This is a genomic window from Rothia sp. P4278, assembly GCF_048512945.1.
GTDB lineage: Bacteria > Actinomycetota > Actinomycetes > Actinomycetales > Micrococcaceae > Rothia.
Genome location: NZ_JBLXXU010000001.1, coordinates 726,512 through 739,399, shown reverse-complemented (window position 1 = coordinate 739,399; position 12,888 = coordinate 726,512). Strand labels below are relative to the sequence as shown.

6 protein-coding genes are annotated in these 12,888 nt (G+C 57.6%); 5 read left to right on the top strand and 1 reads right to left on the bottom strand.

The window, feature by feature from the left end; genetic code table 11:
- The first annotated feature begins 38 nt into the window (after window positions 1-38).
- The 5 genes from ACN085_RS03335 to cydC all read left to right on the top strand — a co-directional run bounded on the left by ACN085_RS03335 (window position 39) and on the right by cydC (window position 10,082).
- A complete protein-coding gene (locus ACN085_RS03335; RefSeq protein WP_419110598.1) occupies window positions 39-2,132 on the top strand; it encodes a DNA gyrase/topoisomerase IV subunit B in 2,094 nt (697 codons plus the stop codon).
- A 36-nt stretch (window positions 2,133-2,168) separates the two neighbouring features.
- The gene (locus tag ACN085_RS03330) at window positions 2,169-3,185 is read left to right on the top strand and encodes a malate dehydrogenase (protein ID WP_419104304.1); all 1,017 of its coding nucleotides are present in this window, start codon (window positions 2,169-2,171) and stop codon (window positions 3,183-3,185) included.
- A gap of 297 nt (window positions 3,186-3,482) precedes the next feature.
- Entirely contained in the window at window positions 3,483-5,054 is a 1,572-nt protein-coding gene (locus ACN085_RS03325; protein ID WP_419110597.1) for a cytochrome ubiquinol oxidase subunit I, read from the top strand.
- 18 nt (window positions 5,055-5,072) lie between these two features.
- A complete protein-coding gene (gene cydB / locus ACN085_RS03320) occupies window positions 5,073-6,158 on the top strand; it encodes a cytochrome d ubiquinol oxidase subunit II (protein ID WP_419110596.1) in 1,086 nt (361 codons plus the stop codon).
- Window positions 6,159-6,386: 228 nt separating this feature from the next.
- Window positions 6,387-10,082: a thiol reductant ABC exporter subunit CydC gene (gene cydC / locus ACN085_RS03315; protein ID WP_419110595.1), complete on the top strand. Its 3,696-nt coding sequence runs from the start codon at window positions 6,387-6,389 to the stop codon at window positions 10,080-10,082.
- 171 nt (window positions 10,083-10,253) lie between these two features.
- On the opposite strand, the gene ACN085_RS03310 is transcribed toward cydC, so the two are convergent.
- Window positions 10,254-12,860 carry a DNA gyrase/topoisomerase IV subunit A gene (locus tag ACN085_RS03310; protein ID WP_419110594.1) on the bottom strand — a complete coding sequence of 869 codons (2,607 nt, stop codon included), beginning with the start codon at window positions 12,858-12,860 and terminating at the stop codon, window positions 10,254-10,256.
- Window positions 12,861-12,888 lie beyond the last annotated feature (28 nt).

The following is a 12,888-nucleotide window of genomic DNA, read 5'->3' as shown; positions in this document are numbered from 1 at the left end:
AAATAGGCACGCCCCACCCGTAATCCCAGGAGAGTTCCGTGGCCGCAAACACCTATACCGCGCGCAACCTATCTGTGCTCGAAGGCCTTGAAGCTGTTCGTAAGCGCCCCGGCATGTACATTGGCTCTACCGATTCCCGTGGCCTGATGCACTGTCTCTGGGAGATTATCGATAACTCTGTAGACGAGGCACTAGCCGGGTATGGCCAGTCAATTCAGGTTGTTCTCTACAAGGACGGTTCCGTTGAAGTGCAGGACGATGGGCGTGGTGTACCCACCGATATAGAACCCCGCACGGGCCTATCTGGCCTTGAGGTGGTCTATACCAAGCTCCACGCTGGCGGTAAGTTCGGTGGTGGTTCCTATACTGCATCGGGGGGCTTGCACGGTGTTGGTGCATCGGTGGTCAACGCGCTGTCCTCCCGTCTAGATGTGCAGGTGGACCGGGGCGGCAAAACCTACCAAATGAGCTTTAGACACGGGGTACCCGGTATCTTCGAGGACGGACGGACCCCCAAACCGCAGGCTCCTTTCAAGCCCTCTGATCAGGCTCTTGAGATTATCGGTAAGGCCAAACGCGGTGTGACCGGTACCCGTGTGCGTTACTGGGCTGACCCCATGATTTTTACTCCGGACGCCCGTTTTAGCTACAGCGAACTGGCCGCCCGGGCCCGCCAGACTGCTTTCCTGATTCCAGGCCTGCGTATTGCCGTGCGCGATGAACGCCGCCTGCCCGGTACCCCCGGTGAGCACGAAACCCACGAAGAAGTATTTCAACATGACGGTGGTATCGCGGAGTTTGTGGACTACCTGGCCCAGGACCAGGCCGTTACCGATATCTGGCGCTTTAGCGGTAGCGAGACTTTTACCGAAACGGTCCCCGTCCTCGATGCAGAGGGGCACTCTCAGCTCACTGAGGTTGAACGGGAATGCGAGGTCGATCTTGCTCTGCGCTGGGGCACCGGCTACGAGACCAAACTCAGGACCTTCGTCAATATTATTGCTACCCCCAAGGGCGGTACACACCAGACCGGCTTCGAACAGGGTCTACTGAAAACTTTCCGCAAGCACATTGCCAATAATGCCCGCAAGTTTAAGGCTGGTAACGACAAGATCGAGAAGGACGACGTTCTTGCAGGCCTGACCGCCGTGCTGACTGTGCGCCTGGCGGAGCCCCAGTTTGAGGGCCAGACCAAGGAGATTCTGGGCACCCCCGCTGTGCGCCAGATTGTTTCTAAGGTTGTTGCCAAGGAACTGGCTAGCAAACTCAACTCAACCGCTCGCGGCGAAAAAACTCAGGCCGCCGCCGTCAGCGAGAAAGTCGTTGCCGAAATGAAATCGCGTATCTCCGCGCGAGTTCATAAGGAAACCCAGCGCCGCAAAAATGCCCTGGAAACTTCATCTATGCCCACCAAGCTGGTGGACTGCCGCTCCACCGACGTTGAAAAGTCCGAGCTCTTTATCGTTGAGGGCGACTCGGCTTTGGGGACGGCCCGCCTGGCCCGTTCCTCCAACTACCAGGCCCTGCTCCCTATTCGAGGCAAGATCCTGAATGTCCAGAAGGCTTCCCTGACAGATATGCTGGCCAACGCCGAGTGCGCGGCCATCATTCAGGTAATTGGTGCCGGGTCGGGGCGTACCTTTGACCTGGAGCAGAAACGCTACAACAAAATCATTATGATGACCGATGCGGACGTGGACGGTGCCCACATCCGCACCTTGCTCCTGACACTCTTCTACCGCTATATGCGGCCTCTGGTGGAACAAGGGCATGTCTATGCGGCTGTGCCGCCCCTGCACCGGGTAGAGGTGATTAAGCGCGGGACCGCCAACGAGATGATTTACACATACAGCGAGAAGGAACTGCACGAGCTCCTTGCCCGGCTAGAATCTGAGGGTAAGAGCTATAAGGAACCTATCCAGCGCTATAAGGGGCTGGGCGAGATGGACGCTGACCAGCTAGCAGAAACCACCATGGACCCCCGCCAGCGTATGCTACGGCGCGTGCGGGTGGAAGATGCTGAAGCCGCCGAACGGGCTTTTACCCTGCTGATGGGTTCAGAGGTTGCGCCCCGTAAGGACTTTATTATCAGCGGCGCCCATAAGCTGGACCATACAGCAATCGACGCCTAAGCCTCTTGATGCCCGGCGCAGGGTAAAGTGTTATGCATGACACATACAATGAAGCACCCCGTTACTGTCACCGTTACCGGCGCAGCCGGTCAGATCGGCTACGCCAGCCTCTTCCGTATTGCGGCGGGGGAGATGCTGGGCGCTGACACCCCCGTCCGCCTGCGGCTACTTGAAATACCTGCCGGTCTCAAAGCGGCAGAAGGTACCGCGATGGAACTTGCCGATTGCGCCTTCCCCCTGGTGGAATCAATTGACGTCACCGATGACCCCAATACCGGTTTTGAGGGCGCAAACCTTGCTTTACTGATTGGTTCCCGCCCCCGCACCAAGGGAATGGAACGGGCTGACCTGCTGGAGGCTAACGGCGGTATCTTCTCCGTGCAGGGCCGGGCAATAAACGATCGTGCGGCCGATGACATTAAGGTCGCAGTCGTGGGCAACCCTGCTAATACCAATGCGCTCATTGCCGCCAGCCACGCTCCCGATGTGCCTCTGGAGCGATTTACCGCTCTGACCCGTCTGGATCACCACCGCGCCGTCGCTCAGCTGGCTTTGGCTACTGGCAGCCCTGTAGATCAGATTGAGGGAGTTGCTATCTGGGGTAACCACTCAGCTAGCCAGTACCCGGACCTCTTCCACGCGACTGTTGCCGGACGGTCTGCTGTGGACCTGCTGACCCAGCAGGGACTGGGCCAGGACTGGGTAGAGAACACCTTTATCCCCAAGGTCGCCAACCGTGGGGCTGAGGTTATCTCGGTACGAGGGGGCTCTTCTGTAGCTTCTGCGGCCCATGCTGCCCTCATGCATGTACATGACTGGGTGCTGGGAACGGGGGAGAGCTGGACCTCTATGGCTGTGCCCTCGGACGGCTCCTATGGGGTAGCCGAAGGGATTATTAGCTCATTCCCGGTACGTTGCACCGGTGGGGTGTATGAGATTATTCACGGTCTAGAACACTCAGATTTCTCTCAAAAGCGCATAGCGGCTTCTGTCGCTGAGCTGGTTGAGGAGAAACAGGCCGTGGCCTCCTTGGGGCTGCTGGGTCCTCGATAGAAGAAAGCTCAGGCCTGTGACTATGCTCCATACCCTCAAACCCTTGAAGAGGGATAAGTAGAAGGTTAGGCTCCCGCTGGTGGATTTCATACCAGCGGGAGCCTTAGCGTTTAAATGACCTTTTCATGCCCGTCAAATCACTGTTATTTCGGGTCAAATACACCCTAAGTTAGCGCTCATCAAGGTCAGTTATTCTAAAGCAAGTTACTCAAAGAGGGCCTACCTGCCCAGACTGCTGGGTTGTCTTTCAAACAGGGATAGTTCAGCCCTCCACCCACACCACCTTTAGGATTGTTCATGGACCCCCTCGAAATAGCGCGGTGGCAATTCGGTATCACCACCGTCTACCACTTCATGATGGTGCCGCTGACCCTGGGCCTGGGCGCGGTTGTCGCCGGCTTCTACATCGCCTACGTACGCACCCAGAAACACGAATACAAGCGAATGACCAAGTTCTGGGGCAAGCTCTACCTGATTAACTTCATTATGGGCGTGGCCACCGGCTTGGTCCAAGAATTCCAATTCGGCATGGCCTGGAGCGAATACTCACGCTTCGTAGGCGACGTATTCGGTGCGCCTCTGGCCATGGAAGGTCTGCTGGCCTTCTTCGTCGAATCCACCTTCTTGGGCCTCTTCATTTTTGGCTGGGACAAACTCAAGCCCAAAGTACACGCCACCTGCCTCTTCCTGGCAGTAGCCGCCTCCTGGCTCTCGGCCTATTTCATCATTGTGGCTAACTCCTGGATGCAGCACCCCGTGGGCGTCGAACTGGTTGACGGCCGCCCCGTCATGACCGATGTATGGGCAGTGCTCACCAACAACACTGCCCTGGTTGCCTACCCCCACGCTATCTTCGGCTCTCTCCAGGTAGCTGGTGGTTTTCTGGTCGGTATTGCCTGGTACAAGCTCTGGAAGCGCCGCCAGGACGGCATCGACACCATGGGCGAAAACGGTAGGGTTCTTGTGGGCGAGAGCATCGAGGGCGCACGCGACAAAGCTGACTTTTCCGTCTGGTTCAAGTCACTACGCATCGGTGCAATCGTTGGTTTCGCGGCCTTTATCGGTACAGCTTTTACCGGCCACCACCAGGCCCAGCTCATGATTGAGCAACAGCCCATGAAGATGGCCGCCGCAGAAGCTGCCTGCCACGACGGGACAGGCTTCTCCCTGCTCTCCCTCTCCTCGCCCGGCGCCCAGGATTGCGATAAGGTACAAGCCGTTATCGAAATTCCCGGCCTGCTCTCCTTCCTGGCCTACAACAACTTCACTACCGATGTCGCCGGTATCAATACCCTGCTCCCTCAGTACCAGCAAACCTACGGCACTCACCTGCCCGATAACCCAGAACTTTACGGTGACCGTGCAGGCAACGAAATCAACTACCTACCCCTCATGGAAGTTACCTACTACGGCTTCCGCGGCATGATTACCTTCGGTGGTATCAGCGCCCTTTCCTTCCTCTACGTCCTGTGGGTCACCCGCAAGAAAGGGGAAGGTACTGTGCCCGGAGCCCGCTGGATATCAAACCTGGCTATTGCCGGTATCCTCGCCCCTTTTGGTGCTAATGCTACTGGCTGGATCTTCACCGAAATGGGCCGTCAGCCTTTCGTCGTTGCCCCCAACCCCGAAGGTAACCCCGCCATCATGATGTTCACCGCCGCCGCCGTCTCACCGGGAGTATCCGGCTTTGAAGTGCTCTTCTCCCTGATCTCACTGGGCCTGGTCTATGGTGTGCTGATGGTGGTTGAAATCTACCTGCTAGCTAAGTACGTCAAGGCTGGCCTTGTAGCAGCCATGCCAGAGCTGGTAGAAGATCCTCACGAAACTGACCTCAGCCAGGACCGAGACGTCCTCGCTTTTGCCTATTAGGAAAGGGGCTTGCACACCATGTTTGAGCTTTTTGCTAACCAGCCTCTTCTACCCACCATCTGGTTCGCCGTCATTGGTTTCTTCTGGGTGGGCTACATCATTCTGGACGGTTTTGACCTGGGTGTAGGTATGCTCATGAGCCCTTTCTTTGCCAAAGACGAAAAAGAGCGCCGCCTGCTCCTGAACACTATCGGACCGGTCTGGGACGGCAATGAGGTATGGATCGTGACCGCAGGTGCCGCCACCTTCGCGGCCTTCCCCTTCTGGTATGCTGCTCTCTTCTCGGCTCTCTATATTCCCCTGACCCTTGCTCTTTTAGCACTCATCTTCCGCGCTGTGGCTATTGAGTACCGGGGCAAGAAGAAGAGCGAGCGCTGGATTGCCGGTTGGAATACCGCCATTACTCTGGGATCTTTCTTGATTGCCTTCTTAGTGGGGGCACTGCTGGCCACAACCTCAATGGGCTTACCCCTTAACGCTAACGGCGACCGTGTAGGCGGCGCCTTTGCCTGGGTCACCCCAGCCGTATTTCTGGGCGGATTCTCTATGGTCGGGCTGTCACTACTGATGGGCCTGGCATTTGTAGCCCTCAAAACCGATGGGGATGTTCGCTACCGTGCTGGCTCAGCGCTGGTCAAGCTGACGCCCGTCCTAGCTCTCCCGGCTATCCTCTGGGTCCTGTACATGCAGGTAACCACAGGCAATATGGTGTCCTACCTGCTCACAGGCTTAGCCCTTATTGCGCTAGGGGCTGGCTGGCTGGGCGCTATTGGTTCTTATGAGGGGCGGGCATTTGCCGGGTACGCCAGCTTTATCGGTTTCGCTATTCTGGCGGTTTTCCTAGCTCTTTACCCCAAGGTCCTACCCTCAACCCTGGATTCAGCTTTTGACCTGACCATTACCAAGGCATCGAGCTCCGAGTACACTCTGAGAATCATGTCTGTGGTAGCGGCCTGTGGTATTCCTATCCTGCTGGTCTACCAGGGATGGACCTACTGGGTATTCCGCAAGCGTCTGCTGGTTGAGAGCATTCCTGCTGCGCACGATGTTACTGAACTCGCCCAGCAGCCTACCCGCACTAGTGCTCACACAAGGGGCCTCTAAAAAGAACTCGAACATCCACTCATATCTACACCCTTGCTACCACCTGTTGGGTGTTGACCAAGAGGGGGGGCTGGGAGACTACCCCCAGCACCCCCCCCTTGTGGGCGGAATCAGTCTTGATGTGTGCCTATACCCACTAGCTGTAGTCTAAAAAGCTTGCCGTGTAGCGGCATAAGAACGCACTAGAATGATGAACAAATGTTCGCGGCACCAAGGACACCACAGCCTATGAAGACTCCCGTTTCAAGCAAACGGCCCCCACTGGGGCCCCACGCCAGGCGAAATCTCACTGTCTTCGCGGTCTTAACTGCGGTGAAGACTCTCGCACTGGTTATTTTTGCAGCGGTTTTGGGTACAGCACTGACCTTGCTGGCTCGCATGACCTACTCGGTATTTCACGAGGGTGCAACCTACTCAAGTGCGCACCAGGAACAGCTTGCCATTTTTGCAGGTAATGGACAGGCCCAACTCACGGGTATTCTCTGGGCCAGCCCTTTCATGGAACCCGGCTTGCTCTCCCTTTCACTCACAGGTCTGCTGGCTCTCTTGATTCGAGCTGGTGCCGACTGGTCACTGACCTTTTATGCTCAGAAAGCTGCCACCGGCGCTAAAACGGTCATCCGCCGTAAGATGATTCGACGTGTCCTGGCCACCGGCGGTATGGACACCCCCGATGGTACCGGCGCAACAGCAGTGCTCCTGTCACGCGGACTAAACTCCTTGGACGACTACTACACCAAGACTCTGACAGCTTTTGTTTCTAGCGCGGTCATACCGGCTCTGCTGCTGATCTTCATTGCTATCTACGACTGGGTTTCAGCCCTGGTCATTGTGTGCACTTTGCCCCTCATTCCGCTTTTCATGGTGCTTATTGGTCGCACTACTCAGGAGGACACCGCCCGCGCTCAGCGCGATTTGCTGCGCCTCTCCGACCACATCGTTGAGCTGGTCAAGGGCTTGCCCGTGCTCGTTGGCCTGGGCCGATCACGGGCACAGTCAAAGGCGCTGGGTGAACTGGGGGAGCGCTACCGGCGAGCAACCATGTACACCCTACGCAGTGCCTTCCTTTCCTCCCTTGCGCTGGAACTTATTACGACTATTTCCGTAGCTCTTGTTGCTGTACTCATTGGTCTGCGCCTGATTGAGGGCAACCTGGGCCTGGACGTCGCTCTCTTCGCTCTACTCTTAGCCCCCGAGTGCTACCAGCCCCTGCGTGATGTCGGCACCGCCTACCACCAATCGGAAGAAGGAATTGCTTCCCTCCGCCGAGCACAGGCCATTATCGACCAGCCGATAGCACCCGCCACGGTTGCCCCTGCTGGCGATGTGATTTCGGTTCGTCAGCTATCGGTTTCCTACCCGGGGCGCGCCAAAACCTTGACGAGTGTTAACTTCAGCCTGGTCCACGGAACAACGACTGCGATTACCGGCCCCTCAGGGTGTGGTAAAACCACGCTACTGTCCGTCTTGGGCGGTGCCCTGCGCAATGGGCTGGTCCCAACAGGCGCAACCGGCCCCGTTGAGGTGCAGGGCTTGGTTTCTGGCCTGGGTAACACCGTATGGATTAGCCAATCACCTACTTTCATTGCTTCTACAGCCTTGGCAGAAGTAGCCCTCTACGCAACTGTGACCCGTGGCGAGGGTGCCCTCGATGGCATCAACTACGCAGCTGGGCTACTTGATGAGTCAATCAAATTTACCGATGAGGACCGTGAATACTTTGGGCAGTACCTCGAGGCTGTCGGGCTGGGTAACCTGGCCGAACTTCCGCCCGAGTCCCTCTCTTCGGGCCAGATGCGCCGCCTGGCAATTGCGCGTGCGCTTGCGCGGGTAGCTATGCTCCAGACACAAGAGCAAGGTGTCACAGTCCTGATCGATGAGCCAACAGCTCACCTTGATCCAGTATCAGCGGCCAAAGTGAACGTCGCCCTTGCAGCGCTTCAGGAAACCGGGGCAACCCTGATTATTGTCACTCACGACACGGAACTTGCTGCCGCAACGAATCATGTCCTCGAAGCCACCCCCAAGCCGCACGGGGTGGATTGGGAACTCCGAGCGCAGAATGCTCATAGCCTCGGCAAATTTGCTCTGGCATCACTTGCGACCGCTCTTGAGAACGGCCAGCTGGCTGACTCAGAGCCCTCTACTGTGCCGGTTGCGTCTGCCTCACTTCAGCTAAAGCGCCGCAAGCCCGGTATCTTCAAAACCCTGCGAACATTGGGCTCAATTACCGGCCTGAGCCTACCAAGGGCGGTAGTACCTGTACTTCTTTCGGTTCTTACCCTTGTTTTTGCGGTAAGCCTGACCGCCCTGTCGGGCTGGCTGATTGTTCGTGCTGCTGAACAGCCAGCTATGATGTATCTTCTTCTTGCCGTGACGGGTGTCCGTTTCTTTGGTTTGGGCCGAGCTTCGAGCCGTTACGCTGAGCGCCTGCGCACCCATAACCTGGTCCTCGATGCAGCCAATAGGCTCCGGGTCAGTGCCTGGGATGCCGCCGGGCGAACCGTCCTTTCAGTGCGTTCCCTGCTCCGCGGTGACAAGATTCTGGACCGTTTGGTGGGAGATATCGATGAGCTGCGTGATGCCATGCCTCGCGTTATCCTGCCCGTGGCATCACACCTTATAGTGATGGTACTTGTCGTGGGAGTAACCGCTTGGGCTACCCCGCAGGCAGTCGTTCCCGTTGTCCTCGCTACACTTAGTGCAACCTTGGTCATCCCTGCTTTCGTTCTCAGGGCCGATGCCCGCGCAGACTTTGTCGCGCGCCGGGAAACCTCGGCTATGCTCCGCTTGGGTGTTTCAGCACTTGATGCTGCCAGCGACCTGCACAATAACGGGCTAGACCAGACCGTTGCCCTGGCAATCTCTCGCCAAGATGGTGCCGGCACAGCTTCCAAGCTGAGAAGTTCACGAGCTGTTGGCTTGGGCCAGGGCCTGATGGTTGTCACCTGGTGGGGCGCTGCCCTCGCTGTGCTGGCTTCGGTATGGTCTGCTGTGGAAAGCGGTGAGGTCACCGCTCCTCTTGCCGCTCTTGTCGTTTTGATGATGACCGGGCTGTTCGAGACTACCTCTGGTCACCTTGAAGCGGTACGTTCATGGCCTGCCTTCGCGGCTCTTGTGGAACGTACTCGAGCTAACTTTGAAGTAGTTCACCACAAGGACGAGGTTGAAGCCGCTAGGTCCGGTGAAATCCGTGACATCCTGGGTGATCCAGGGGTGGGTGCAAAGAACAGGTCTGCACACAGCTCCATTACTTTGGAACTTGACTCGCTTTCTGCCCGTTGGCCCGATATGAATCAGCCGGTATTCAAGCAGCTGAGTGCTTCTGTATCGTCGGGGCAGTGGCTGGGTATTACGGGGCCGTCTGGCTCAGGTAAAACTACCGCCCTTGCTACACTCCTGGGCTTCCTGCCGGCGGAACAGGGGCAGATTCGTGTCAACGGCAAGATCTTTGATGCGCAGTCACTGCGTGGCTATGCGGCCTGGTGCCCGCAGTCAGCTTATATCTTTGAATCGACCATTGCTAATAACCTGGCGATTGCGCGGGCAGCCGATGAACGCCCCACCGAAGAAGAAATGTACGAGGTGCTGGACCGTGTTGGGTTAGGCGACTTTGTGCGTTTGCTACCTGCTGGTTTGAACACCCCGGTGGGTGCCGGTGGCTCCTACATGTCGGGTGGACAGCGTCAGCGTATCGCTATTGCCCGTACCCTGCTGGTGGACTCTCCTCTGCTCTTGATGGATGAGCCCACCGCTCACCTGGATGCCCCCGCTGCCGTGGCCCTGATCAATGAGGTAGCCAGGGGGACAAAACGCAACCCCGGACAAGCTCTCGAAGGCAAAACCAAGCTCCCCGCTGTGGTGCTGGTCTCGCACAGGGCAGAGGACATAGAGGCCTGCGACACCCTGGTGAGCTTGCGCTAGAGTCACTGAAGTTTAAGGAGCACAATCATTGGGCCTGCCAGCTGGAGTGGGTCTAGGAGGCTACTGCCCGCTTCTCTCCCACGGATTCTAGCAACTGCTCCTGAGCCACTCAATACCTTTGGGCCTATCTGGTATGAGATAGGCCCGGCCAGATGCTAAGTTTTGCTTCTTCTAGAAGAGCGGGTCGATAAGGGGGGTAGCCGTGGGCCTACCGGGGTCCTCAGCTACCTCCACTGGGTCTTGCTCAACCGATTGGCTGACGGCAGGCTGGGCCGGAAGCTTCTGTTCCGTGACAGCCTGGTAGTTAGGGCCAATCGCATCAATCCCCTGGGTCAGTAGGACACCGGAGCCATCTCGGGGCCCGAACTCTGTGGGCAGGGTGCGCGCAACACCGGCGGTAGAGACCGCCTTGGCAGGGCCAAGACCTACCCAGGCGAGGGCAAGAGCATCTTCACCCTTGAGGAATCGGTGGGCCCGTACACCCGCTGTAGCACGGCCCTTCTGCGGGAACTCGGTGAGCTCCGTAACCTTGGCCGTAGCGCCCTCGTCCCTGCCATTGGTAATAGTGACAACGTGCGCGGTATCCGTGGGGGCGGTAACACCTAAGGCAATGAGCTTATCGTCATCTGCAACCTTCATACCGGCCATACCACCACCGGTACGGCCCTGGGGGCGGACCTTGCCCGCATCAAAGGTCAGAAGCTTGGCCTGTTCGGTAACAAAAGTCAGCACAGCATCGTTGGAGTCGCATACAGCGGCTGCCACAACCGTATCCTTGGGCTTGAGCTTGATAATCTCAAACTCCGTGGCGTTAAGCGGGTAATCGGGGTTGACCCGTTTGATGACACCGCGTTCGGTGGCAAGAGCTACAACAGCGTTGAGGGGAACCATGCCGATGAGCTTTTCACCCCGTGCCAGAGAAATAGCCTCGGCGGCCTTAACACCGCTGGCAAGCTGGGGAGCGCCAGAACTTTCTTCCAGAACCGGGATATCAATGACCGGTACACGCACCAGGCGACCGCGAGAGGTTACCGCACCGATTTCACCCCGGGCGCTGGTGGGGACCACCGATAGGAAAGCATCGTGTTTGAGGCGCTTGCCGGGGTCAACAAGCGCTTGGCGCTGGCCTTTGACACCTCGAGTACGGCCCAGCTGGCCGGAGGTAGAGAGAATAACCCAGCAGGGGTCATCGGCAATTTCCAGGGACAGCGCGGCCTCTTTCTTGGCCTTAGAAGCGCTGGCGGCAAGAGCCGCAACAGCATCGGCCAGCTCGTCCTTGCTCACAATCTTGGTGCGGCGGTCGGTACCGTACTCATCGGCTACAGCTTGGAGTTCGTCGGAGACCAGAGCGCGGAGCTTGGTATCGGAGGCCAAGATTTCCTGGAGCTGGGCAATCTCAGCCAGTAGCTCTTCACGCTCTTTTTCAAGCTCAAGACGGGAGTACTTGGTGAGCTGGCGCAGGCGCAGCTCCAGGATGTGGTTGGCCTGAATCTCTGTCAGGTCGAAAATATCCATCAACCGGGTACGAGCCTGAGCGGTTTCGTCCGAAGTGCGAATAATCTGAATGACTTCGTCGATATCCAAAATGGCAACCAGCAGACCCTCCACCAGGTGCAGGCGGTCCTGGCGTTTGCCCAGGCGGTGGCCGGTGCGGCGGCGGACCACATCGATGCGGTGATTTACATAGACGTGAAGTAGGTCCATGAGCCCCAGAGTCTGCGGCTGGCCGTCAACCAGGGCAACGTTGTTGATGCCAAAAGAGTCTTCAAGCGGGGTGTGCTTGTAGAGTGCGGCTAGAACAGCCTGGGGGTTAAAGCCGTTCTTGATTTCAACGACCATGCGCAGGCCGTTTTTGCGGTCAGTCAGGTCAACAACGTCAGAGATGCCCTGAATCTTTTTAGAGTTAACCCCGTCCTTGATTTTTTCGATGACCTTTTCGGGGCCAACCAGGTAGGGGAGCTCGGTAATGACGATGCCCTGTTTGCGGGCGGTGACCCGTTCAATGGATACCTTGGCGCGGGTCTTGAAGATACCTCGCCCTTTTTCATAGGCATCCTTGATACCGCTGGTTCCCACGATCGTGCCACCGCTGGGCAGATCGGGCCCGGGAACAAACTTCATGATTTCTTTGAGGCTGGCATCGGGGTGTTCGAGCAGGTGCCGAGCTGCGGCAATGACTTCGCGGAGGTTGTGCGGGGCCATGTTGGTGGCCATACCCACGGCAATACCGGAGGACCCATTAACTAGCAGGTTGGGGTAGGCCGCCGGTAGGACGGAGGGCTGCATGAACTGGTTGTCGTAGTTGGGTACAAAATCTACGACGTCTTCATCGAGGTTAGCGGTCATGGCCAGTGCGGCGGGGGCCATGCGCACTTCGGTGTAGCGGGAGGCCGCCGGGCCATCGTCCAGGGAGCCGAAGTTGCCGTGGCCATCGACTACGGGTAGGCGCATAGCGAAGGGTTGGGCCAGGCGCACCATGGCATCGTAGATTGCGCTATCGCCGTGGGGGTGGAGTTTACCCATGACTTCGCCAATGACGCGGGCTGACTTGACGTGGCCCTTGTCGGGGCGCAGACCCATCTGTTGCATCATGTAGAGGATCCGGCGCTGGACGGGCTTGAGGCCGTCGCGGGCATCCGGAAGCGCGCGGGAGTAGATGACTGAGTAGGAGTACTCCAGGAAGCTGGTTTCCATTTCGCTGGTGACATCGATGTCGACAATGTTTTCGGTGATGTCGGTGGGGTAGTCATCATGCACTGTTGCGGTGCGGCGTGCCATTCAAACCTCAATCTAAGTTTCGGAAGGT

Coding starts and splice junctions, on each gene's coding strand:
- ACN085_RS03330 (WP_419104304.1), top strand. CDS start 2,169: ATGACACATACAATGAAGCACCCCGTTACTGTCACCGTTACCGGCGCA.
- ACN085_RS03325 (WP_419110597.1), top strand. CDS start 3,483: ATGGACCCCCTCGAAATAGCGCGGTGGCAATTCGGTATCACCACCGTC.
- cydB (WP_419110596.1), top strand. CDS start 5,073: ATGTTTGAGCTTTTTGCTAACCAGCCTCTTCTACCCACCATCTGGTTC.
- cydC (WP_419110595.1), top strand. CDS start 6,387: ATGAAGACTCCCGTTTCAAGCAAACGGCCCCCACTGGGGCCCCACGCC.
- ACN085_RS03310 (WP_419110594.1), bottom strand. CDS start 12,860: ATGGCACGCCGCACCGCAACAGTGCATGATGACTACCCCACCGACATC.